General features: G+C 61.5%; 22 protein-coding genes. 13 read left to right on the plus strand and 9 right to left on the minus strand.

Annotated features, from left to right (window positions below; translation table 11 throughout):
* Positions 1-39 precede the first annotated feature (39 nt).
* Genes yidD through rpmH form a run of 3 tightly spaced genes read right to left on the minus strand, consistent with a single transcriptional unit; the run spans position 40 to position 840 of the window.
* Entirely contained in the window at positions 40-321 is a 282-nt protein-coding gene (gene yidD, locus Clow_RS11235) for a membrane protein insertion efficiency factor YidD (protein WP_082418426.1), read from the minus strand.
* Positions 311-685 carry a ribonuclease P protein component gene (gene rnpA / locus Clow_RS11240; RefSeq protein WP_082418427.1) on the minus strand — a complete coding sequence of 125 codons (375 nt, stop codon included), beginning with the start codon at positions 683-685 and terminating at the stop codon, positions 311-313. Before rnpA ends, yidD begins: the two co-directional genes overlap by 11 nt.
* 11 nt (positions 686-696) lie before the next feature.
* A complete protein-coding gene (gene rpmH / locus Clow_RS11245; RefSeq protein WP_082418429.1) occupies positions 697-840 on the minus strand; it encodes a 50S ribosomal protein L34 in 144 nt (47 codons plus the stop codon).
* Positions 841-1,717: 877 nt separating this feature from the next.
* Between rpmH and dnaA the strand changes: the two genes are divergently transcribed.
* The 5 genes from dnaA (at position 1,718) to gyrB (ending at position 9,657) form a co-directional block, all read left to right on the plus strand.
* A complete protein-coding gene (gene dnaA, locus Clow_RS00365) occupies positions 1,718-3,316 on the plus strand; it encodes a chromosomal replication initiator protein DnaA (protein ID WP_055174754.1) in 1,599 nt (532 codons plus the stop codon).
* A gap of 750 nt (positions 3,317-4,066) precedes the next feature.
* Positions 4,067-5,254 (plus strand): DNA polymerase III subunit beta, encoded by a 1,188-nt coding sequence (gene dnaN / locus Clow_RS00370; protein WP_055174757.1) that lies wholly within the window; start codon positions 4,067-4,069, stop codon positions 5,252-5,254.
* A gap of 258 nt (positions 5,255-5,512) precedes the next feature.
* Entirely contained in the window at positions 5,513-6,805 is a 1,293-nt protein-coding gene (gene recF, locus Clow_RS00375; protein ID WP_055174760.1) for a DNA replication/repair protein RecF, read from the plus strand.
* Positions 6,795-7,427 carry a DciA family protein gene (locus Clow_RS00380; protein ID WP_055174763.1) on the plus strand — a complete coding sequence of 211 codons (633 nt, stop codon included), beginning with the start codon at positions 6,795-6,797 and terminating at the stop codon, positions 7,425-7,427. The genes recF and Clow_RS00380 overlap by 11 nt, the downstream gene beginning before the upstream one ends.
* 199 nt (positions 7,428-7,626) lie before the next feature.
* Positions 7,627-9,657: a DNA topoisomerase (ATP-hydrolyzing) subunit B gene (gene gyrB / locus Clow_RS00385; RefSeq protein ID WP_055174766.1), complete on the plus strand. Its 2,031-nt coding sequence runs from the start codon at positions 7,627-7,629 to the stop codon at positions 9,655-9,657.
* Between the two features lie 12 nt (positions 9,658-9,669).
* Here gyrB and Clow_RS00390 read toward each other — a convergent pair whose 3' ends face one another.
* Positions 9,670-10,455: a hypothetical protein gene (locus tag Clow_RS00390; protein WP_055174767.1), complete on the minus strand. Its 786-nt coding sequence runs from the start codon at positions 10,453-10,455 to the stop codon at positions 9,670-9,672.
* 24 nt (positions 10,456-10,479) lie between these two features.
* On the opposite strand from Clow_RS00390, the gene Clow_RS00395 reads away from it, so the two are divergent.
* Entirely contained in the window at positions 10,480-11,940 is a 1,461-nt protein-coding gene (locus tag Clow_RS00395; protein WP_370871887.1) for an NAD-dependent succinate-semialdehyde dehydrogenase, read from the plus strand.
* Between the two features lie 6 nt (positions 11,941-11,946).
* On the opposite strand, the gene Clow_RS00400 is transcribed toward Clow_RS00395, so the two are convergent.
* The 4 genes from Clow_RS00400 to Clow_RS00410 form a co-directional block, all read right to left on the minus strand.
* Positions 11,947-12,387 (minus strand): DUF6918 family protein, encoded by a 441-nt coding sequence (locus Clow_RS00400; RefSeq protein ID WP_055174770.1) that lies wholly within the window; start codon positions 12,385-12,387, stop codon positions 11,947-11,949.
* 239 nt (positions 12,388-12,626) lie between these two features.
* Positions 12,627-14,015, minus strand: a complete 1,389-nt coding sequence (locus Clow_RS00405) for a YPDG domain-containing protein (RefSeq protein WP_055174772.1) — start codon at positions 14,013-14,015, stop codon at positions 12,627-12,629.
* A gap of 103 nt (positions 14,016-14,118) precedes the next feature.
* Complete coding sequence (locus Clow_RS11580) at positions 14,119-14,403, minus strand: TetR family transcriptional regulator (protein ID WP_156334487.1); 285 nt, start codon at positions 14,401-14,403, stop codon at positions 14,119-14,121.
* Positions 14,400-14,603, minus strand: a complete 204-nt coding sequence (locus tag Clow_RS00410; protein WP_055174774.1) for a hypothetical protein — start codon at positions 14,601-14,603, stop codon at positions 14,400-14,402. Before Clow_RS00410 ends, Clow_RS11580 begins: the two co-directional genes overlap by 4 nt.
* A 42-nt stretch (positions 14,604-14,645) precedes the next feature.
* Here Clow_RS00410 and Clow_RS00415 point away from each other — a divergent pair, with 42 nt between their 5' ends.
* On the plus strand, positions 14,646-15,509 hold the full coding sequence (locus Clow_RS00415) for an alpha/beta fold hydrolase (protein WP_055174775.1): 864 nt from the start codon (positions 14,646-14,648) through the stop codon (positions 15,507-15,509).
* Here the strand turns inward: Clow_RS00415 and Clow_RS00420 are convergent.
* Positions 15,504-16,718, minus strand: coding sequence for a MarR family transcriptional regulator (locus tag Clow_RS00420; protein WP_055174778.1), 1,215 nt, complete (start codon positions 16,716-16,718; stop codon positions 15,504-15,506). The genes Clow_RS00415 and Clow_RS00420 overlap by 6 nt on opposite strands.
* A 202-nt stretch (positions 16,719-16,920) precedes the next feature.
* On the opposite strand from Clow_RS00420, the gene Clow_RS00425 reads away from it, so the two are divergent.
* The 6 genes from Clow_RS00425 to Clow_RS00450 are packed head-to-tail and all read left to right on the plus strand — an operon-like array spanning position 16,921 to position 22,668.
* The gene (locus Clow_RS00425) at positions 16,921-18,150 is read left to right on the plus strand and encodes an LLM class flavin-dependent oxidoreductase (protein WP_055174781.1); all 1,230 of its coding nucleotides are present in this window, start codon (positions 16,921-16,923) and stop codon (positions 18,148-18,150) included.
* A 29-nt stretch (positions 18,151-18,179) separates the two neighbouring features.
* Positions 18,180-18,674 (plus strand): flavin reductase family protein, encoded by a 495-nt coding sequence (locus tag Clow_RS00430; RefSeq protein WP_055174784.1) that lies wholly within the window; start codon positions 18,180-18,182, stop codon positions 18,672-18,674.
* A gap of 2 nt (positions 18,675-18,676) precedes the next feature.
* The gene (gene sfnG / locus Clow_RS00435; protein ID WP_055174786.1) at positions 18,677-19,759 is read left to right on the plus strand and encodes a dimethylsulfone monooxygenase SfnG; all 1,083 of its coding nucleotides are present in this window, start codon (positions 18,677-18,679) and stop codon (positions 19,757-19,759) included.
* A complete protein-coding gene (locus tag Clow_RS00440) occupies positions 19,756-20,817 on the plus strand; it encodes an acyl-CoA dehydrogenase family protein (protein ID WP_055174789.1) in 1,062 nt (353 codons plus the stop codon). Before sfnG ends, Clow_RS00440 begins: the two co-directional genes overlap by 4 nt.
* A 16-nt stretch (positions 20,818-20,833) precedes the next feature.
* Positions 20,834-21,637 (plus strand): ABC transporter permease, encoded by an 804-nt coding sequence (locus Clow_RS00445; RefSeq protein WP_055174791.1) that lies wholly within the window; start codon positions 20,834-20,836, stop codon positions 21,635-21,637.
* 17 nt (positions 21,638-21,654) lie between these two features.
* Positions 21,655-22,668: a taurine ABC transporter substrate-binding protein gene (locus Clow_RS00450; protein ID WP_169786553.1), complete on the plus strand. Its 1,014-nt coding sequence runs from the start codon at positions 21,655-21,657 to the stop codon at positions 22,666-22,668.
* Positions 22,669-22,763 lie beyond the last annotated feature (95 nt).

The following is a 22,763-nucleotide window of genomic DNA, read 5'->3' on the forward strand; positions in this document are numbered from 1 at the left end:
TTGTGGTTGATTTTCAATAAACAGGCGCCTCGCACACGGTCATCGCCGGATGTGGTGCCCAAAAGCACGGAGGGGAACGGGATCGTATCCCCCTGGATGCCAAGGCCCACACTTAGACAACCGAGCGAAAGCAAGAAGCACTCCGCGCCAAGCCCCATGACTTTTCACAGCATCCAGGGCATAAGCGCTGCAACTTGGCTCGAAGCGGCAGGTGGAACCCATTTTAAGGGGTGAAAGATAGATTTGGTAAAAGCGCACCGCCCCCATCAACCCCCGCGCGGGTAAAGAAGGGCGCTTATCGACGCCCCTTTTAGCACCCATCCGGGTTCTTCTTCCGAAGGACTTTAGCCAGGGCTTTACGCATATCCCGCGCCAATTGCTCCGAAGTTGCCGTTCCCGAGCTCGGCAAAGCGCGGATAACGACGTTGTATTGCGGTTCTAGTTCCCCCAAAAACTCCCTGCACACATGGCGAAGCCGCCGGGAAACGCGGTGGCGTACCACAGCATTCCCGACGGCTTTAGACACAACAAGGCCTATCCTCGGCCCGCCCTGGCGGGCAATGTGCACACTGCCATCGTCCTCCCACACGTGCAGGACGAGAGTACGGGTACCCGCACGCTGACCATGTTTAATAGTGCGCCGGAATTGCACCGGCGAGGTCATTTTATGATACGCGGGGAGCACCCTGCCTCAACTTAGGCCGTGAGCTTAGCGCGGCCCTTACGGCGGCGAGCAGCGACGATCGCGCGGCCTGCACGGGTGTGCATACGAGTGCGGAAACCGTGCTTGCGCGAGCGACGGCGATTGTTCGGCTGGAATGTGCGCTTACCTTTTGCCACGATTCATTCTCCTTTTAAGTACTCACCATTGGCCGACGGCTTTACGCCACCCCTTAAGGGTTCATCGACCAACTCTTTAGTTGGTTTCGTGAGATACCACTGCCGGAAAGGTGGTCACAGGAAAGCCCTGCTCCGGCCGTAGCACGCGACACACACGGACGCACAACGAAGCGCCCCGATGGGCACGCCACATTGCGGCCTGGATTTTGTGAGGGTCGCTCTCACTCAAGTACATGCGCGAGGCATGTCATGCCTCTGCGGATGTAACAGACGTGTAAAGGATACGTGAGCGTTGAGCAGCGGGACAAATCGACACGCACGTGCGCCTCCGCTCTTATATAGGGTGCCCCCGAAATAACATTTTTCGTATTTAAGGTCATTTTCCTCAGCACCGGGACTCACCAGCATCGAAACCTAAACGATGGACACCTCCTCAACGCCCCTTGGACACAGCCTCAGAGCCGGTGAAGGCCGTCCTAGACAATCCCACAAGCCAGCGGGTAAAAGTGGATCGGCACTCACAGTTTTCACATGTGTGGAAACATTGCATCTGTGGATAACTCTCAACCTTACCTTGAGGGATTCTCCCTACACTTGTAAAAGTGCAGGTCAAAGACGTAACTTCGCCCCGTGTCATTATTCACAGGGATGGGGCTAGGTTGTGGATAACTTGGTGTCGTAGAGTTATCCACAGGTGTGAGTAACTTTGTGGAAGACCTGCGCACACGCCCAATCCGCCTGTGGAGGGCACGGTGAAATGACATTCGTACCTCAATCACAGCACACACCCTTTTATGTCCTTTTAGAGACACATAAGAGGGGCTTACTTCCTACTTACTCACAAGAACATACGCAGAAACTAAAGGACGAAGATCTAGTGACGGACGACGCCGCGGCGCTTCAACGCACATGGCACGAGGTAATGAGGGACCTGCTGTACCAAGCAAACCTTCCCGACTCCGCTATTCCCACCCTCACGGCCAGGCAACAGGCATTTTTGAAGCTGGCCCAGCCCATCACCATCGTCCAGGGATACGTGCTGCTTGCCGTCCCACACAAAATGGCAAAAGACGTGGTTGAGGACGAGCTGGGTGGATATATCACCCAGGTTTTTTCTCAGCGCATGAACCAACCCTGTGGTTTAGCGGTCAGCGTGGACCCCCAAAAGGCGGGCGCGGCCAGTAAAGAGGCCCCTCTGGAACCGACTCCCGAGCCCACACCCACGACTCCTCCACACGCAGAGCAAACCGCGGAACAAACAAAGCCCCCGGCGGCGTCGGAAAGCAGCAGCCCCTATTACCGCAGCAGCGAGGAATGGCAAACGAGCCATGCCCCGGCTCAGCCTCCTCTGCGCCCCAAGCAAACGGTTGTCGAGGAGCCCCAGGCCTCCACGGCGCAACGCCTACCGCGTGAAAAGCCTGCTCACGACCCTAATCGTGAGAACTCTCTCAATGCCAAATACACCTTTGAATCCTTTGTGATCGGTTCTTCCAACCGCTTTGCCAATAGCGCCGCCGTGGCGGTGGCGGAAAACCCCGCCCGCGCTTATAACCCGCTCTTTATCTCCGGTGGATCAGGACTCGGTAAGACGCACCTCCTGCACGCCGCGGGCAATTACGCCAAATTGCTGCAACCCACCTTGCGGATCAAATACGTATCCAGCGAGGAGTTCACTAACGATTACATCAATTCCGTGCGTGATGACCGTCAGGAATCCTTTAAGCGGCGCTACCGCAACCTGGATATTCTCATGGTGGACGATATTCAGTTCCTCCAAGGCAAGGAGGGCACTCAGGAAGAGTTCTTCCACACCTTCAATGCCCTTCACCAGGCAGAAAAGCAGATCATCCTGTCTTCGGACCGCCCGCCCAAGGAACTCACCACCCTGGAAGATCGCCTGCGCACCCGCTTCCAAGCCGGGCTTATCGCGGATATTCAGCCGCCGGACTTGGAAACTCGCATCGCCATCTTGATGAAAAAGGCCCAAGCCGATGGCACCCAGGTGGATCGTTCCGTATTAGAACTCATCGCCTCGCGTTTTGAATCCTCTATCCGCGAGCTTGAGGGAGCGCTCATCCGCGTATCTGCCTATTCCTCGCTCATTAATGAGCCCATTGATATGCAGACCGCAGAAATCGCCCTGCGCGATATTCTTCCCGAGGCTTCCGACGTCGAGATCACCCCCACCACCATCATCGAGGTCACCGCCGAGTACTTCGGCATTACTACCGACGCCCTCTGTGGTGTCGGTAAGACCCGCGCCGTCTCCCATGCCCGCCAGTTGGCCATGTACCTGTGCCGCGAACTCACCGATCTCTCCCTGCCACGCATCGGTGCTCAGTTCGGTGGAAAGGACCACACCACCGTGATGTACGCGGAGCGCAAGATCCGCAAGGAAATGCAAGAAAAACAAGATACCTACGATGAGATTCATCAACTCACCCAGATCATCAAGTCTCGGGGGCGCAGTATTTAGGGTTCTACCTAGTTAATCCACCGCAGAGCGGCGGGTGTCTATCCCCTTAGAAGGGTTAGGCGCTCGCCGCTCTGCGTTTCTCTGTTCCATCCCGCTATGGGCGCCTAAGCGAATGACACAAACCTCACCACAGCCGTTTCATGGCTTTTCTCCACCTCAACCCGCCTTTGAGCAGCGCAAAACCCCGTTGTCCACACTGTCCACAGAGTTATCCACAGCTGTGTAATTACAAGAATGTAACTCCATGACTTTCCTCACCTTGACACACTCGACCAACACCCCAAAGCCATGTGAATAACACCCCTGAGCACTGTGGAAGATCTGTGTACAAAGAAGCCCTCGATGGGGATAAAAACCACTCGCCCGAAGTTATCCACACCCACCCCGATTTATCCACAGATGCTCCACAGCAGGCTTCACACCTCAAATCTTGGCCGCTACCTTGTCATTCATGACCTCATCCACAGAGTGCACAGGACCTACTGCTGTTGCTCTTTCATTTCTTGTACTTACCTAGAGGAAAGAGGGGGTGTGAGGAAATGACAAAACTTCTGCTCTCCAAGCGCTCCGCGCCACCGCGCGGACGCCGCTCAATGAATGACAAGAGTTGCCCTCCCTGGGGCGTCTCCCGGTACTTTGGAGATGTTGTTATTCGCTGCGCGGGCGACGCCACTCACGCGGCACGGGATCGTGTGATTTTTCCGCACGTCCATCGGAATCACGCGTTGTGGTCAAGGAGCTGAAAGAAACATGGAGTCAGAGCAGGTTTCCTTCCGAGTAGCAAAAGACGACCTCGGAGACGCCGTCGCATGGGTAGCGCGTAATTTGCCCTCAAAGCCCACCCAACCCGTGCTGCGCGCAATGGTGATTACCGCCGATGACGATGGCCTAGAGCTCGCGGGCTTCGATTATGAAATTTCCACCCGCGTGCGCCTCTCCGCCGAGGTGATGAATCCCGGTCGCATCGCCGTGGCCGGCAAGCTCATCGCGGAAATCGTGGGATCGTTGCCTAATAAGCAGGTAGACATGACTGTCGATGGCGCTAAGGTGCTTATGACTTGCGGCCAGGCGCGCTTTGAACTCCCCTTGATTCCCCTGGACGATTATCCGCAGTTGCCCACTCTGCCGGAGGTAACGGGAACCATTGATCCTCGTTTGTTCACCGAAGCTGTTACCCAGGTAGCCGCCGCAGCGGGCAAGGACGATACGGTGCCCATGCTCACGGGTGTGAACATGAAGGCCACGGGTAAAAACATGACCCTCACCGCCACCGACCGCTTCCGCTTGGCTTTGCGCAACGTGGAATGGAACCCTTCCTCGGAATCCGTGGAAGTGAACCTCCTCATTCCGGCCAAGACCCTGCTCGATAATGCGCGCACGCTCGATGCTCAGGGAGGTGACCACATTGATTTCGCCGTGGGCACCGAGGATCAGGTAGGCCGAGAGGGGCTTTTTGGTATCCACACCGATAATCGGGAAACCACCACGCGCCTGCTCGACGCCGAGTTCCCCAACGTTCAGCCTTTGCTCCCCAAGAGCCACACCTCAATGGCGCTGGTAGAGATTGCCCCGCTTCAGGAGGCTATTCGCCGCGTTTCCCTGGTTACTGATCGCAATGCGCAGATTCGCATGCAATTCTCCGAGGGCCAGGTGATTCTTTCCGCCGGTGGTAATGATTCCGGCCATGCGGAGGAAGTGGTGCCCTGTACTTTCCAGGGACGCGAGGAATTGCTCATCGCTTTCAATCCCGGTTACCTCAAAGATGGTCTCGCCGTGGTGAATACGCAGCGGGTGGTCTTTGGCTTCACCGAGCCTTCCCGTCCGGCGATTATGATTCCCGAGCCCGAGGAAATGCCGCAGGCCAATGAGGAAGGGGAGTTCCCCACCCCGGATAGTTACTTCACGTACCTGCTCATGCCGGTGCGGCTGCCGAACTAAGTGGGCTGACCAAGAAAGTAGTCCGCGGGCTAGGGCTGGGGCTATGCCACAGGGGTTGTGTGGAGCGAGCACGATAAGCGGGCGATAAAAATACTCTGCCACAACCCCACAGCAGCCCCACCACAGTTCCACCAATAAGGCCGCCGGGAAGCAACAGTGGGGCACAAAGTAGGGGCCAGCGCGATCAACGATACTGAATCGCAGGCTGAGGTTTATTGAGTCCATGCACTCGGCCAGAAAGAACCGGAAAGGAGCGGAATGTATATCGCTGAACTTTCCCTGCGAGATTTTCGCTCTTGGCCGGAGCTGTCCTTGCGGCTCAATCCCGGAGTCACGCTTTTTGTGGGGCGCAATGGCTTCGGCAAGACCAATATCGTGGAGGCGGTGGGTTATCTGGCCCATCTTTCTTCCCACCGGGTCAATCACGATTCCCCCTTGGTGCGGGTGGGCGCCCATAACGCGAGGGTCTCGGCCACCGCGATTAATCAGGGCCGGAAACTCACCGCTCATCTGCTCATCAAGCCCCATTCCACCAATCAGGCGCAGATCAATCGCACTCGCTTAAAAAGTCCGCGGGAGATGCTGGGTGTGGTGCGCACGGTGCTTTTTGCTCCCGAGGACCTTGCCCTTGTTCGCGGCGAGCCTGCGGAACGTCGCCGCTACATGGATGACATCATTGCCACCCGTTCCCTTCGTTTAGCGGGGGTAAAGGCGGATTATGACAAGGTGTTGAAGCAGCGCAACGCACTGTTGAAGTCCGCTCAATCCTCGCTGCGCCGAGGTTATTCCTCGGAAGAGGGCGCGGCTGCCTTAGCCACCCTGGATGTATGGGATGGTCAACTGGCTCACTTGGGTGCGCAGGTGATCGTGGCGCGGGAAGAACTCGTGCGCAGCCTCAACGCGGAGGTCCACGATGCCTATGCCTCCCTGGCCCCGGAGTCCCGCCCAGCTTCTCTGAGATACCGGAGCACGGTGAGGGTACTGGGCGATCCCGAGGAATATGACCAAGAGGATAAAGCAGAACCTCATGCCCTCGTGGAGGCCACCATGCTCGCGCAATTAGGTGCGCAGCGGCAACGTGAGATTGAGCGTGGCATGTCTCTTGTGGGGCCGCACCGCGATGATCTGGAATTACTCCTGGGCGAGCAACCCGCCAAGGGCTTTGCCAGCCACGGAGAAACTTGGTCTTTTGCCATCGCCTTGCGTTTTGGTGAGTTTTCTTTGCTGCGTGGTGAGGGTTCTGATCCGATTCTTATTCTCGATGATGTTTTTGCCGAGCTCGATGCTCAGCGGCGTAGAAAACTCGTGGAATTAGCCTCCGAGGTGGAGCAGGTGCTTATCACGGCGGCTGTCGATGAGGATTTACCAGCAAACCTCAGCGGGAAGATCGTGGCGGAGCACCGCATCGGAGTACAAGAAATTGAGGGGGCGGCCACCCGCGTCTCCGTGCTACTTCCCGCGCAAGAGCAACAAGAGTCCCAGGAACAGAGCCAAGAAGAGTCCCAAAAGCACCACGACCAGCATCACCGCGAGGCTCCCCATGCTGAATGATCCCGTTAACCAGGCTTTTGAGGCTATGCGTGCCGCCGCGCTCAAACGCAATGGTGTGGTGCCGGATCTTTCTCGTCAAAGGCCGCGCGCCACTTCCCGTTATTCCCAAGAACTAAGTGAAGAGGGGGAACAGGTACGGGTACCGGGCCTGGGAAAGCCACAAAATAAGCAGGGTGAGCAGGATAAGCCGGGCAAAGAGCAAAACCGCACCGAGAAAAAGAAGCGTGGTATTCCCACCGGTCCGGACGGTCGCAGGCTCCCGCGGCGTCGGGACGTCGATACGCTGGGCAGCATTATGAACCGGGAGATTCGACACCGCGGGTGGACGCGGGAGATCGCCGGCGGCTGGGTTACGGGAAATTGGCCGGAATTGGTGGGGGAGAAGATTGCCGCCCACACCAAGGTGGAAATGCTCAAAGGCAGCACGCTTTTTATTTCCTGCGATTCTACGGCCTGGGCTACTAATCTGCGCATGATGCAGCGCGAGATTTTGCGCACTATCGCCGTCAAGGTAGGGCCGGACGGAATCACGGAATTGAAGATTTTTGGCCCCAAGGCTCCGTCGTGGCGGCACGGGGCGCTGCATGTGGCGGGTCGCGGCCCGCGCGATACCTACGGCTAAGCCAAGGCGCACAGCGAAACCGAGCCCACAGCCAAGCCCCACAACCCACAACAAAACACCGTGAGGCACAGCCACAAAAGCCCATAACCCACTCAGAAGGCCGCTGCGGCGCACCGACGGTGTAGTTCCGGGGCGGGGTACGTGCGTGTAGAATGAAACGGTCTAGAACCCTTTAATTTACGAGGAGTGCACGTTTCACGTGGCTACCACCGAACACGAATATGGCGCCTCATCAATCACCATCCTTGAGGGGCTTGAAGCCGTACGCAAGCGGCCCGGCATGTACATCGGCTCCACGGGTGTACGCGGCCTGCACCACCTGGTGTGGGAAGTCGTGGATAACTCCGTGGACGAGGCGATGGCCGGTTATGCCACCAAGGTGGAGGTCACGCTGCTGGCCGATGGCGGCGTCCAGGTTGTCGATGATGGCCGTGGTATCCCCGTAGAGATGCACGCCTCCGGCATGCCTACCGTCCAGGTGGTCATGACGCAGCTGCACGCCGGCGGCAAGTTCGATTCCGATTCCTATGCCGTTTCCGGTGGTTTGCACGGCGTGGGTATTTCCGTGGTGAACGCCCTGTCCACCCGCGTCGAGGCCCGCATCAAGCGCGATGGCAAGCACTGGGAGCAGGACTTCACCCGCGCCATCCCGGAGGAGTTGGTGGAGGGCGGCAACGCCCGCGGCACCGGTACCACCATCCGTTTCTGGCCGGACGCAGAAATCTTCGAGACCACCACCTTTGATTATGAGACCATCTCCCGGCGTCTTCAGGAGATGGCCTTCCTCAACAAGGGCCTCACCATTACGCTTATCGACGAGCGCGCCACCGAGCAGGAAGTAGAGCTTGAGGCCCTCGCGGAGGCCGGGGAGAGTGCCACCTCCCTCGATGAGATTGATTCCGCGGTGGAGGCCGAGGAGGCCACGCCGAAGAAGCGGGAGAAGAAGCGCGTATTCCACTACCCCAATGGGCTAGAGGATTACGTCAATCACCTCAATAAGTCCAAGAACCCCATTCATCCTTCCATCGTTTCCTTCGACGCCAAGGCGGAGGATCACGAGGTGGAGTTGGCTATGCAGTGGTCCTCCGGCTTTAACCAGTCGGTGCACACCTTTGCCAATACCATCAACACCATCGAGGGTGGCACACACGAGGAGGGCTTCCGTTCCGCGCTGACCTCCCTGATGAATAAGTACGCCCGCGAGCACAACATGCTCAAGAGCAAGGACAGTAACCTCACCGGCGAGGATTGCCGCGAGGGCCTGGCCGCCGTGATCTCCGTGCGCGTGGGCGATCCTCAGTTTGAGGGCCAGACCAAGACCAAGCTGGGCAATACCGAGGTGCGCTCCTTTGTGCAGCGCATGACCAACGAGCACGTGGGACACTGGCTTGAGGCCAACCCCGCGGAGGCCAAGGTCATCGTGAACAAGGCGATCTCTTCCTCTCAGGCGCGCCTGGCGGCGCGCCGGGCGCGGGAGATGGTGCGCCGTAAGTCTGCGGGCGATCTGGGTGGCCTGCCCGGTAAGTTGGCGGATTGCCGTTCCAAGGACCCGATGAAGTCCGAGCTCTACATCGTGGAGGGTGACTCCGCCGGTGGTTCCGCTAAGGGCGGCCGCGATTCCATGTACCAGGCGATTCTGCCGCTGCGCGGCAAGATCCTCAACGTGGAAAAGGCTCGCCTGGATAAGGTGCTCAAGAACACCGAGGTTCAGGCCATCATCACGGCCCTGGGCACGGGTATCCACGATGAGTTCGATATTTCCAAGCTGCGTTACCACAAGATCGTGCTCATGGCCGATGCCGACGTGGACGGCCAGCACATCGCCACCCTGCTGCTCACGCTGCTCTTCCGCTTCATGCCCGACCTGGTTAATGAGGGCCACGTGTACCTGGCTAATCCGCCGCTGTACAAGTTGAAGTGGCAGAAGGGCGAGCCTGGCTATGCTTTCTCCGATGCGGAGCGCGATGAGCAACTGGCCGCCGGCCTGGGCGAGGGCCGCAAGATCAATAAGGATGACGGCATCCAGCGCTACAAGGGTCTGGGTGAGATGAACCCCAACGAGCTGTGGGAGACCACCCTCGATCCCACCACCCGCATCCTGCGCCGCGTGGATCTCCACGATGCCCAGCGCGCCGATGAGCTCTTCTCCGTGCTCATGGGCGATGACGTCACGGCCCGCCGTTCCTTCATTACCCGCAACGCCAAGGACGTCCGCTTCCTCGACGTCTAGGCGGGTTCCGGTCTAGGCCGCCTCCGCCGCGATGCGTTCAAGGAAGGCCTCGCGGTCATCGCAGCAGAACTCCACGGCGTTCACGGTGACCTCACCGAGGAAGAGGTCACGGGCCGTGGCGGGCTCGGAAAGGTGAATCACGGTATTGACCTGGTTGAGCACCGGCAGGCGGCAGAACCCTTCCTCGCTGACCTCGATATTCGGGCCGTCGCCAGGCCTTTGGGCACCGGCGCGGGCAATGTGCTCCCAGGGTAGGAAGAGCTGGAATCGACGCCCCGAACGCAGCATAATTCCCTCCGCGCTCACGCTATGCGGCTGGGTGCGCAGGGAGGAATAAAAGCCCAGGAGCACCAGGAGCCCATAAACACTGAGCACTGCCAGGATGACGCCCCAGGTGGTAGAGGAAAAGAGCAGGTGCACCACCGTTATTTCCACGATGGCGAGCAGGCTGATCGCCCAGACGATGATCCGCAGCGGGCGGGAATAGCTATAGGTCTCGCCGCTGGGTGCGCGGGAGAAAAGGCTGCGGAGCATGAGCACCTCGGATACCCAATAGCTCAAAACCTTGGCGGGCACCCCAAAGCGAGTGGCCGTGGATTCAATGGCGGGTAACCAGGAGCCTTTTTTGCGGGTACTCAGCAGCAGGGAACCAAAGAGAATCCCCAGGGCAAGGATAACGAAGCCAAGAATCAGCAGGTAAATCCAGGTGGCCGGGTTATATCCGGCGAGCGTGAGGGAAACCAAGGCAATCTCACCCAGGAGGCCACCAAAGAGAAGCGTGCGGAATAAAGCCTTCATATCACCGAGCGTACAGTGGGGGCCGTGACACACCTGAGTACCCTGTTGCCCTCCACCACCCCCACCGACCTATGGATAGGGACCCACCTGCGCCCCGCGCGCAGCGGAGCCACCTTTGGCGTGCATAATCCCGCCACGGAGGAGGTGATCGCCACGGTGGCCGATGCCGGAGTAGAAGATGCTCTCGACGCCCTCGCGGCGGCCACGCAGGCACAACAGGCCTGGGCGGAGGTTGCCCCGCGCGAAAAGTCGCGGCTGCTCAGCGAAGTTTTCCACGCTGTGCAAGAGCATCGCGAGGATTTTGCCCGCATTATGACCTTGGAAATGGGTAAGCCCTTGGTGGAATCCCGGGGCGAGGTGGATTATCCCAACGAGTATTTCCGCTGGTTTGCCGAGGAGGCCGTGCGGTGGCCGGGCCGTTTTCAGCAGGCGCCCTCCGGGAGCGGGTCCATCCTGGTAACCCGTACTCCAGTGGGGCCTGTTTTGGCCATTACCCCGTGGAACTTCCCACTGGCTATGGCCACGCGGAAGATCGCTCCGGCCCTGGCGGCGGGCTGCCCCATCCTCGTCAAGCCCGCCACGGAAACCCCGCTGACCTTGCTTTTCCTGGGTAAAATCCTCAGCGAGGTATTGCCGGAGGAATACTCCGGGTTGGTTTCCATTCTGCCCACCACTAAGGCCTCCGAGGTGTCTTCGGCGCTCATGGCGGATTCTCGCCTGCGCAAGGTTACCTTCACGGGTTCTACTCCGGTGGGCAAGGAATTGGTGCGTCAATCCGCCGATAATCTATTGCGTCATTCTATGGAGTTAGGGGGCAATGCTCCCTTTGTGGTGGCCGAGGACGCGGATATGGACTTAGCGATTCAGGCCGCTATGCAGGCCAAAATGCGCAATGGGGGCGAGGCCTGCATTGCCGCCAATCGTTTCATCGTGCATGAGGCCATAGCTGAGGAGTTCGGCCAGCGGCTCAGCGCGGAGATGGGGAAAATACGTTGCGGCAATGGCCTGGATGAAGGGGTGACTTTGGGCCCCATGATTACGCGCAAGCAGCGCGATAAGATTGCCAGCCTCGTGGATGAGGCCGTGGAGCAGGGAGCCCAGGTTGTGATGGGCGGCAACAAACCGGAGGGGAGGGGTTGGTTTTATCCGGCCACGGTGCTGGTGAACGTGCCGGAGGGAGCCCGGATTCTGCGCGAGGAGATCTTTGGCCCAGTGGCCACCATCACCACCTGCGAAAACCTAGAAGAAGGGGTGGCGCGGGCCAACGATACGGAGTTTGGCTTGGCCGCCTATGGCTTTAGCAGTAGCCTGGACGGCGCCCGGTACCTCGCGCAGAATCTCCGCGCCGGAATGGTGGGGATCAATCGCGGTGCCATCTCCGACCCCGCGGCACCGTTTGGTGGGATTAAGCAGTCCGGTTTTGGGCGCGAGGGCGGCACCGAGGGGATAGAAGCATACTTGGATACGCGCTATATTGCCCTTTAGGCCAGGTTAGGCCGCGTGGCGTTCCAGGATGGCCCCTAATTCCGGCAGGGTGGGGGCAATAATCTTGCTGGCCTTGCCCCGAAGGGCGGAGTAGGCGCTGCCGAGCGAGCCGCCGAGTTTTTCGGCGTGGCGATCGCCCACCGCCAGGAGTGCATCGGTGGCCTGGGTGGAGTGCGCGGCGAGGTATTCGCCAAAGCCTTCTTGGGAATCGTTCTGGTTGTATTCTGCCCAGAGGGGGTTGAGGGCCTCTACGGTATCGGGGAGCAGACGATTCACGCCGCGCTCCACGATATTGGCATCCATCTTGCGGGCGGTCTTGAGTCCGGTCTTGATCGTCATTCCGGTGATCCCGGATTGCTTCTCGGCGGTATTTTCTGCGAAGGAAGAAAGTTCTTTAATAGCCGAGGAACGCTGGGGTTCCTCAAGGATGGGGTTGAGGGTGGTCATGGGTGTCTCCTGGAAATAGCGGAATGAAAAAAGGCGATTCCCGCGGTTGATATTCCAACAATGGGGTTTCTCAACTACAGAAATCGCTTATTAGTTGCGGCTCTTCCACCACAAGAATTAACTGCAACCACAACGATCACAAGTGTACCGCATAAAACAGAGGGTAACAAGTGCGTGGGCATGAAAAAACCGCCGCGCTGAGCGCGGCGGTCAATAGTGAATCCTCGTGGAGGAAACCGTTACTTCACGGTCACCACAAAGCGCACGGTCTCGCGGGAGCCGTCAGCGTACTTCACGATCACCGGGACGAAGAGCTTGGAGCCCTTAACGGCACCAGCAGGTGCCGTCACAGTGGCGGTACCGTTCTCGTCCACAGCAACGGTCCAATCGGTGCCGTCGGTGGTGGGGGCGATGAAAGCGGTGCCCTCGGGGAGGGAACCGGTCTGAGCGATCTCCACGGACTCGCCAGCGGCCACCTCGGAGTCGGCATAAGCGGGCTCAACGTTGGCGTCCTCGGCCAGGGGCTTCTCGGGAGCGCCCACAGTGGCGTGGAAGGTCGCGTATGCCACGGAGCCATCGGAGTAGGTCACCTTCACAGGAACCCACACGCCGGTGCCGCGCTTGGCCTCGCCGGCCTTGACGGTCAGCTCGCCGGTGGCGGAGTCAACGGCAAAGTCCAGGCCAGCGTAGGACTCGTGGACGAGCTCGAAGGTGGCGTCCTTCAGCTCGCCGCCCTTTACCTCAATCGGAGCGGTAGCCTCGCCGCCAAAGGGAACCTCAATGTCGGCGTAGCTCAGTTCCAGGGTCTTGCTGGGGGAATCCTCGGAGGCCACGGCCTTCACCGGCACCTTGTACTCCTGGCTGCTGCCATCGGGGAAGGAGGCAATCACGCCCATCGTCCAGGTGCGGCCCAGCTCGGCGTCCTTGGGCAGGGTGGCGGTCACCACGCCCTTATCGTCGATCTCGAAGGTCCAGTCATCGGCGTTCTTCTTGTTCATGATGAACTTGGTGCCCTCGGGGATCGTGCCCGTGATGGTGGGCTCGATGGTGGCGGAATCGCCGGGGGCGATCTCGGTGAACTCGGAGGGGTACTCCAGGGCCACGTCATCGGAGGGGGAGGTCTCGCCCTTCACTACGGTGACGGTGAGGTCAATCTGGGTGTACTTGCCGGGAGTGTTCACCAGAACGGGCAGGGTGAGGGTGGAGCCGGCGGCGCGGCTGGCATCGGCCTTGATGGTGAGCTTGCCGGTCTTTTCGTCGATCTTGAAGTCCCAGCCATCGATGGTGTCATCGGGAGCAATGAACTTGACGTTCTTCGGAAGGTTGCCCTCAACCTCGAACTCCTTTTCAGAGTTCCAGGGAACCTCTAGCTTGTTGTTGTCCCCGTAGGAGAGGTCAACAGCATCATCGGAGGTGGCGGCGCGCACGGCCTGGGCGGGAGCTGCGTCCTCGTTGGCTTCCTCGACGGTGGCGGCGACCTCGGTCACGGCCTCCTCGGCAACCTCATCCTCGGTGGGCTCAACGACGGCTACGGTGGGCTCTTCTTCTTCGGCGATAGCCAGCGGGGTCACCAGGGCGGAACCGGAGAGCGCAATGGTGATAGCAGCGGCGGAAACGCGCTTGCGCATATGTTTCATCCTTTTTGAGTCGAAAAACAGTCAGAGATACTGCACAGAATAGTACACGCCCAGCTCGCGCTTGTCACGCCGACTGCCTGGAATATCGCTCTCATTAATGGTGTGAGCCTGATTGCTCCGCGTTAAGGTCATGCAAAATATCGGTGACCACATGGGAAAACACATCGTTGTAAGAGGTCAGCGGGCGCAAAGCGCGGATATGTTCGTGCACGCCGCGCGTCATCTGAGTCACATTGGGATATAAAGGTATTCCTCGTAAACGCGCACGGGTAATGGCCGCGCAAGAGGCCAGGGCCGGATAACTGCGTATGCGTGCCTCGGTGCGTGCACAGATTTCATCGGCAATGATGACCATTTGCTCAAAGGTCAATCCCCTCATGGGCGCAGCCTTCGTTCGGCGTCCAAGTATTCGTTGAGGGATTCGCGGGCGAGCTGGGTCACGTGGGCGTCGTCTAGCGTTCTTGCGGCGGCCGCGAGGATGGCGCGCACGGCGGCTTCCTGCTTGCTGCACCCCTGTGCCTGGGAGAGCAGACTCAGCGCGCGGTCCTGTTCTGCGGTGAGCCGGAGAGTCATAGCCATAAAACCCAGATGATACTGTGCTGTATCCCTTAGTATGAGGGAATGACGCAGGAAACTGTCTGGGTACCGTTGCCTTCTGGAGATCGCTCTCCGGCCCTGGTGTGGGCGGGTGAATTGAGCAAACCGCTGGTGATGATCTGGCCGGGTTTGGGTGTGGGAGCCTCGTACTATCGGCCGCTGGCGGAGGAATTGCACCGGCGCGGCTATCCCGTGGCCGTGGGAGAGCTGCGGGGGCACGGGGAGAGCACCGCGAGGGCGTCGAGAAGCAATAACTGGGGCTACCACGACCTTGCCGCGCAGGATTACCCGCTCACCCTGCGCGCGGTGAAGGAGCACCTGGAACTGCCGATGGCCCACCCCACGGTGCTGCTCACGCACTCGATGGGCGGGCAGATCGGGGTGCTTTTCCTGGCGCGGCCCGAGGCCCGGGAGCTGGGCCTGCGCGCCATGATGGGGGTGGGCAGTGGCTCCCCGTACCTGCCGAGCTTTCCGACGCCCATGCGGCGGCGCATCAGGACCGGCACGCTGCTGATGGGCGGATTCGGCAAGGTCCTGGGCTATTGGCCGGGGAAGATCGCCGGGTGGGACCCCAGCCACTACGGGCGCCAGGCGGGCAGGCACATGTGGGAGTGGGGAAAGTTGGCGTGGCGGAATACCTACGCCGATCTTTCCGGGGCCGATGTGAATTATCCGGCCGCGCTGGCGCAGGTGAAGCTGCCGGTGCTGCTGTGCTACTTCGATAATGATGATTCCTGCCCGGAGGCCTCGGCGCGCTCCCTGGCCGAGCACCTTCCGGCGGCGCAGATTCAATGTGGGGAATTAGCGGGCGGCCTGGGGCATAATCGCTGGGCCAGGCAGCCGCAGATCGTGGTGGATCGCCTAGAGGAGTTCTACGCGGGGCTATGAGAGGGCACCCAGGGGGTTAGTCCAAAGTTCATAGAGGCTCACCAGGCGCGCGGCGCTGCGCAGAATGTCCTTATTGGCCCGCTGAATCCGCAATTGGTGGGGCTGGGGTGAGCGCCCCGGATCGCTCAGCGTCTCCGCAATGAGATGGAGGCCGTCCGGGTCCAGGGTAAAGGTCTCCCCGGCGAGCACCAGGGAATCGGGGTCCACCACGTCCACGGCTACCCGAAGCACCTTGGCTAAAAGCCGCGCCTTGGAATCTAAAATCTCCCTGGCTAGGGGATCGCGCTGAGATAGGTGCACCAGGTGCTCGAAGTCCCGCGCCGCAATGCCGTGGGAGTGAGCGGAGTAGAGCACGCTGGTATTGCCCAGCGGGTGAATGTGGGGCAGGCCGGTGAGTTCCGGGGAGGGGAAGGCGGTGGTGCTGCTCGTGGTTCCATGCGGAGTGTGCTGGCCGAGGTAGCCAAAGGGGGAGCGGCCCTGAGCGGGGCGATGAACCGCCCCGTGGAATAACCAGGAGTGTGCCACTACGTCGCGGGCATAAAAATACAGGGTTGCGCCCTGGTGGGCCGGGGAATCCTGCTCGCTGAGGGGATGGGAGAGCAGTTCCGTGGCCGCCATAGCCGTCACGCCCGTGGCGGTGCGGAGGGGGTGGCCCAGATATTCGCTGAGCAGGGCTGCGGCGGGAACGTCCCGCCAGCCGTATATGTCCGAGGTGATAACCCCGTATTCGTCGATGTGGGTGGAAAAGATGGCGCCCACTCCCGTGGGAGCGGGGAGCCCGGAACTCAGGTTTTTGAGGGCCTGCGCTATGCGGTGGAGAGATTCTTCCGCGTCGTGTTCCGGCATGACGAGCGCGAGGGTGCGCTCGCGCAGGATTCTCCCGGCGCCGTCGCTGATAACGAGCACGGTGCTGCGCACCCCCACGTGTACTCCCCAGAGGATGAGGTGGCGGCCGTCGAGAAGCAGGGTGCTGCCGGGGCGGCCCGTGTGGGATTCCTCGTGGCGGGCCGAGCCTTCTTCGACGAGCCCGGCTTCCATAAGGGTGAGCACGTGGCGGGTCACGCTGGATTGGGAATAGCCGAGGGTATCGCGGAGGTGGCTGCGGGTGGCCTTGGGCAGGGTGCGGATCTGGTGGAATACCCGCGCCACCGGTGTGCTGGGCAGCGTGAAGCGCAGGCCGGGGTCTGCGCTGGCGGCGGGGGTGCTCATGGGCCTATCTTAGCGTGTCTTGGTGTGCGTCATAGACAGAAGGGTCTATTTTATTTCTCTCTTCTTTAGTGGGGGCAACTTTGCTATTTATTGGCTTTATCGTGCGAAAATGGGCGTGGTGTGGAGGTGTGGGAGGCGTGGTTTTATTCAACATGAATGGAAGGGTGCGCACTGAGCAAGACCGTGTGGTCTACTTGTAACTATGACCACGACCACACGCAATGACCGCGACGTAGTACTCCATTGGTTCCTGCCCACCTACGGGGATTCCCGGGGAATCATGTCTGGAGGGCACGGCGCTGGGGATCACCGGGGTGAGCGCGCCGCCACTCTGGATTACCTCACCCAACTGGCCTTGGCTGCTGAGCAGAACGGTTTTGAATCCGTGCTTACCCCCACCGGCCAGTGGTGCGAGGAATCCTGGTTGGTAACCGCCGCCTTGATCGCGCGCACCAGCCGCCTGAAGTTCCTGGTGGCTCTGCGCCCCGGACTGGTCAGCCCCACCATCATCGCCCAGCAGATTAAGACCTTCCAGGATCTCTCCGGTGGGCGGCTGGCCGTGAACGTGGTGGTGGGCGGCGAGGACCACGAGCAGCGCTCCTATGGCGATTATCTGAGCAAGGAAGAGCGCTACCGCCGGGCCGATGAGGTTCTTCAGGTCACCGATCACCTCTTGCACAGCAGCGAGCCCCTGGACTTCCACGGCGAGCACGTGCGCGTGGAGGGGGCGCAGTTGCGCAACCGCCCCCAGGTGGTTCCCCCGGTGTACTTCGGTGGCTCCTCCCGCCCCGGCATCGAGGTGGCGGCCCGCCGTAGCGATGTGTACCTCACCTGGGGCGAGCCCCCAGAGAAGGTGGCGGAGAAGATCGAGCGGGTGCGCGCGGAGGCCGCTGCCGTGGGCCGAGCCGAGGAGCTGGAATACGGTATCCGCCTGCACGTGATAGCCCGCGATACCGAGGAGGAGGCCTGGGCGGAGGCCCAGCGTCTGCTTGACCAGCTCGATCCGCACACCGTGAGCGCTATTCAGGCCGGGCTGGCGCGCTCCCAATCCGAGGGGCAGCGGCGCATGACGGAACTTCACTCCCAGGGGGCAACCTATAGCAGCGGTGCCGACGCCCGCGTATTGGAGGTTTCCCCGAACCTCTGGGCCGGGGTGGGCCTGGTGCGCGGCGGGGCCGGTACCGCCCTGGTGGGTTCGCATGCCAAGGTGGCCCAAAGAATCGCGGAGTACCGCGACCTCGGCCTCAAGCACTTCATCCTTTCCGGTTACCCGCACCTGGAGGAGGCTTTTGCCGTGGGCGAGGGGGTGGTTCCGGCCCTGCATGACCTCGGCTATCAGGTGGCCAACCGGCCGGGGCCTGCCGACGCCCCCTCGCACAGCGCCTCCGCCGACGCCGAGCGCGACCTCGCCGTGCCCTTCCTCTCCCGCTGAATCCCCGCTCATAAGTAAGGAGCAATCCCATGACCTCCCCCGCCCTCCACGCCACGCACCTGCGCACGATCCTCGCCCACGTTCCCACCTCGATTACGGCGGTGGCCGCCCTGGTTGAGGGCGTTCCCGCTGGCATGATCTGCGGTTCCTTCGTGGGGCTGAGCCTAGAACCCCCGCTGGTGGGGCTGAGTATCCAAAAGACCTCCTCCACCTGGCCGCTGCTGCGCCGCGCTGGGTCCCTGGGCATTTCCGTACTCACGGAGGACCACCGCGAGGTGGTGCGCCAGATAGCGGGCCCGGCGTCGCAACGCTTTGCCAATCTTGGTTGGCAGGAAAGCGAGGGCGCGGTGCTTCTCGACGCCGCCTGCGCCCACCTGCGCACCCGCCTCCACGCGGAGGTGGATACCGGCGATCACGTTTTGTCCGTGTTGGAGGTACTCGACGCCACCGAGTTCCTCGCCGCCGCGCCCCTGGTATTCCACGGCTCCCAGATCACCACCGTGGCACCCGCTTGGAAGGAATAGAGATGTCTACCGCACGCATTACTGAGAATCTGCAATACGCCTACTGGGTGCCCAATGTGTCCGGGGGTCTGGTGACCTCCACCGTGGAACAACGCACGGACTGGGGCATTGACTATAACCGCACCCTGGCCCGGCACGCCGAGGAGGCTGGCTTTGATTATGCTCTTACTCAGGTGCGCTACCTAGGGTCCTATGGGGCGGAGTATCAGCACGAATCGGTGAGTTTTTCCCTCGCGCTGCTAGAGGCCACCGAGAGGTTAAAGGTGATCGCCGCCGTACACCCCGGCTTTTGGCAACCAGCGGTGCTGGCAAACCTGGCGAGCACCGCCAGCGAACTCTACGGCGGGCGCTTTGCCCTCAACGTGGTGTCCGGGTGGTTGCGCGATGAGTTCGATAAGTTCGGTGAGCCCTGGCTCAGCCACGAGGAACGCTACCGCCGCTCGGCGGAGTTCTTGCAGGTGTTGCGCGGGATTTTGAGCGAGGCCCCGGCGAACTTTGAGGGCGATTATTACCGCATCAGCGATTACACCCTGCGCCCGCAGCCGCGGGTGATCCCGGAACTCTTCCAGGGCGGCACCTCCACCGCCGCGCGCCGCAACGGTGGCCGCTACGCGGACTGGTACTTCACCAACGGCGCGAGCCTGGCCGATCTTCGGGAGCAAATAGCCGAGGTCAAGAGCCACGCCGAGGCCGCGGGCCGGGAAACCAAGGTGGGGGTCAATGGGTTCGTCATCATCGGGGATACCGAGCGCGAGGCCCAGGAGCGGCTGCGCGAGATCGTGGCTCATGCCGACCGCCAAGCGGTAGAGGGTTTCCGCGAGTCCGTGCGCGAGGCGGGCCAGTCCACCGCCGATGGCAAGGGCATGTGGGCCAACTCCACCTTTGAGGATTTGGTGCAGTACAACGATGGCTTTAAGACCGGGCTCATCGGCACCACGGAGCAGATAGAAGAGCGCCTGGAAGAACTGCGCCTGGCCGGAGTGGACCTGGTGCTGTGTGGGTTCCTGCACGTAGACGAGGAGGTGCAGCGCTTTGGACGGGAGATCATCAGGCCCACCAGCCCCGCCCTGGTGGGGGCGCGATGAGTGCCGCTGAACCTGCTGCGAAACTCGCCGCCGAAGTAGCCGCGCGGGTGCGGGAAGGGGAGGAGGGCGTGGCCCTGCTGCGTTCCTCCGGGCTTCTGGCCGCCACGGTGCCCGCTCACCTGGGCGGGCCGGGGTGGGCACCCTCGGAGATCGCGCAGGCGCTGCGTATTCTGGCCACCGCCGATGGCTCCCTGGCCCAGATACCCCAGAGCCACTTTGTGTTTAGCCGTTGGCTCTTTAGCCAGCAGCCGCAGCGCCAGGAACTCTGGGCCCGCCGCCTGCTGGCCGGGGAACTCATCGCCAATGCCCAGGCCGAACCCCAGGGGCCGGTGCTGGCCCACGAGGGCAGGCTGGACGGCACCAAGCACTTCTGCACCGGCTCCCTCCACGCGGATTACCTCGCCATTACCGCCCGCAGGCCGGGGGAGGAGGCACCCAGCCTGGGTATCTTCCTCCCGGTCAGCGCGCCGGGCATCGAGATTCGCGATGACTGGCACGCCCTCGGCCAGCGCGCCACTGGCTCCGGCACGGTGGTGCTTGCCGACGCCCCCTTTAGCCCCGCCGATGCGTACTCCTTCCCCCAGGCCCTCGCGCTGCCCGGCTACGGCGCCTTCGCCCAGTTGCTCCACACGGCTATCGACGTCGGCCTGCTCTCCGCCGCTCTCGACGAGACCTTCGCTCGCCTGCGCGGCGGGGAGCATGACGCTTTGACTTTCCACCTGGCCGGGGAGCTGCAATCTCGCCGCTACGCCGCCGAGGCGGTACTGGAGAAGGCCGGCAGCGGCGTCGATAAGCTCTGGGCGGGTGAGTTGGGGGCTGCGGAGGCCGCGCTGGGGGTGGCGGCGGCGAAAACGCTGGTGAGCGAGGTGTCCGTGGAGGTGGCCAGCCGTACCTATGAACTCCTGGGTGCCCGGGCCGCTGCCGCGAATGACGGGCACGACCGCTACTGGCGTGATCTGCGCACCCACACCCTGCACGAGCGGCGCAGGGAGAAACTAGCTCATTTGGGCCGGGCCTATGTGACGGGGCAGGCCCCGGAACTCGGCCCGCAACTGTAGGAAAAGAGATTCACCCATGACCAAGATGCGCCTGCGTGCGTTGCAAACAGGCACCTTTGCCGCCCTCATTGCGCTGTGGTGGGCCATAACGCGGCTGAGCGGCATTGACCCCGTGGTGCTGCCCGCCCCCGGAGACGTGGCGCGCCAACTCATCGACACCAACCGCTGCGTGCCGCTGGGGGAGGGCAGCGCGCGCAGACAATGCGGGGTGCAGGGGTACTTCCTGTGGCAGCACCTGCTGGCCACCGTGCAGCGCATCCTCGTGGGCGCAGGTGTAGGCGTGATCGTCGGCGTGCTGCTCGGCGGCCTGCTTGCCGCCCGGCCCACGGTGCGCGCCCTGGTGGAGCCCTACCTGAGCTTCCTGCGGGCGCTCCCGCCGCTGGGATACATCGGCCTACTCATCGTGTGGTTTGGCATCGGGGATCAATCCAAGGTGGTGCTGCTCTTTCTCACCTCCTTCTCCGTGGTCACCGCCAGCACGCTTTCGGGAATCGTGGGGGTCAAGCAGGATTGGGCGCTCGCCGCGCGCACCCTGGGAGCCTCGCGCTGGCAGGTATTCCGCAGCGTGACCATTCCCGGCGCCCTGCCGGAGGTGCTCAACGGTATCCGCCTGGCCCTGGCAATGACCTGGGCCTCCGTGGTGGCCGCGGAGATGAATGACGGCATACCCGGCATCGGCGGCCTGGCCTATATCTCCGGCACCCAGCTGAATACCGCGCTGACCATCGCCAGCATCATCGTGATTGGTGTGACGGCCCTGCTCATGGATCGCCTACTGCAAGCCATCGAGCGGCGCCGCGCGCCGTGGAGAGGAAAATGATGAATACCCGTTTATTTGTGTCTTTAGTTTGCCTGCTCTCTGGTGCCGCGCTGACCTCCTGCGTGGGCAAACCCGCCTCCGAATACGAGCTGAGCAGTGCTGCCACCTGCCCCTTCGCCCCCAGCGAGGCCTCCGGCTCGGTGCGCCTGGGATACCAGGTCATACCCGGCCCCGACCTCTACCTGCGCGACCAGGGAATGTTAGAGGCCTGCCTGCCTAACGTGGACGTGACCTGGACGCGCTTTCCCACCGGTCAAGACGTGGTGCAGGGCTTCGCCTCCGGCTCCATCGACTACGGCTTTTTAGGTTCCACCCCCGCCGCCAAGGCGCTGAGCGCCCCGCTGAACCTCGACGTCATCGTGCCGATGGTGAGCTTCTTCAACGGCTCCTCCGAGGCCCTGGTGGCCAAGCACGCCACCACCGTGGCGGAATTAAAGGGCAGCAAAATCGCCACCGCTTTTTCCTCCACCGCGCACTACAGCCTGCTCAAAGCGCTCGAAAGCGCCGGACTCGACCCGCGCCGGGACGTAGAGATCACCAATATCTCCCCCGATAAACTCCCCGCCGCCTGGGCCTCCGACGAAATCGAGGCTGCTTATATTTGGAACCCCACCCTCATGGAGATTCAGCGCAGCGGCACCACCCTGCTCGACTCCGGCGACGTCGCCCAAGCAGGCGCACCCACCTTCAACGTGCCCCTGATGAGCCGGACCCACACCGAGGCTAACCCGGAGATTCTGCGCATGTGGGTGCGGCTACAGAACTGGGCTACCGGCCAAGCTATCGACGACCCCGAGGGCTACATCGCCGCCAACGCCGCGCAGACACAGATGAGCCCCGAAGAAACCGCCGAACAACTCCAAGGAGTGCGCCCCGTACCGGCCGACGAGCAGCCCGCCGCAATGACCGAGGTGGCCCAGGCGCTCTACGACACCGCCGCCTTCCTCCAAGAACAAGGCGAGGTGCAGGCCGCCGACCTCAGCCACTACCAGAACGCCGCGCGGTACATCGACGCGGAGACAGGAGAATAACCCATGCTCACACTCCAATCCGTGAGCCAGACCTACACCACCGATTCCGGTACGCCCATCGAGGCGCTGCGCGACATCACCTTGGACATACCCCA

It is taken from the genome of Corynebacterium lowii (assembly GCF_001412085.1).
GTDB classification, from domain to species: Bacteria; Actinomycetota; Actinomycetes; order Mycobacteriales; family Mycobacteriaceae; genus Corynebacterium; species Corynebacterium lowii.

Coding starts and splice junctions, on each gene's coding strand:
- Clow_RS00380 (WP_055174763.1), top strand. CDS start 6,795: ATGCTGAATGATCCCGTTAACCAGGCTTTTGAGGCTATGCGTGCCGCC.
- recF (WP_055174760.1), top strand. CDS start 5,513: ATGTATATCGCTGAACTTTCCCTGCGAGATTTTCGCTCTTGGCCGGAG.
- Clow_RS00440 (WP_055174789.1), top strand. CDS start 19,756: ATGAGTGCCGCTGAACCTGCTGCGAAACTCGCCGCCGAAGTAGCCGCG.
- Clow_RS00390 (WP_055174767.1), bottom strand. CDS start 10,455: ATGAAGGCTTTATTCCGCACGCTTCTCTTTGGTGGCCTCCTGGGTGAG.
- Clow_RS00420 (WP_055174778.1), bottom strand. CDS start 16,718: ATGAGCACCCCCGCCGCCAGCGCAGACCCCGGCCTGCGCTTCACGCTG.
- yidD (WP_082418426.1), bottom strand. CDS start 321: ATGGGTGCTAAAAGGGGCGTCGATAAGCGCCCTTCTTTACCCGCGCGG.
- Clow_RS00405 (WP_055174772.1), bottom strand. CDS start 14,015: ATGCGCAAGCGCGTTTCCGCCGCTGCTATCACCATTGCGCTCTCCGGT.
- Clow_RS00430 (WP_055174784.1), top strand. CDS start 18,180: ATGACCTCCCCCGCCCTCCACGCCACGCACCTGCGCACGATCCTCGCC.
- Clow_RS00400 (WP_055174770.1), bottom strand. CDS start 12,387: ATGACCACCCTCAACCCCATCCTTGAGGAACCCCAGCGTTCCTCGGCT.
- Clow_RS00425 (WP_055174781.1), top strand. CDS start 16,921: ATGACCACGACCACACGCAATGACCGCGACGTAGTACTCCATTGGTTC.
- Clow_RS00445 (WP_055174791.1), top strand. CDS start 20,834: ATGACCAAGATGCGCCTGCGTGCGTTGCAAACAGGCACCTTTGCCGCC.
- Clow_RS00415 (WP_055174775.1), top strand. CDS start 14,646: ATGACGCAGGAAACTGTCTGGGTACCGTTGCCTTCTGGAGATCGCTCT.
- dnaN (WP_055174757.1), top strand. CDS start 4,067: ATGGAGTCAGAGCAGGTTTCCTTCCGAGTAGCAAAAGACGACCTCGGA.
- Clow_RS11580 (WP_156334487.1), bottom strand. CDS start 14,403: ATGAGGGGATTGACCTTTGAGCAAATGGTCATCATTGCCGATGAAATC.
- Clow_RS00410 (WP_055174774.1), bottom strand. CDS start 14,603: ATGGCTATGACTCTCCGGCTCACCGCAGAACAGGACCGCGCGCTGAGT.
- sfnG (WP_055174786.1), top strand. CDS start 18,677: ATGTCTACCGCACGCATTACTGAGAATCTGCAATACGCCTACTGGGTG.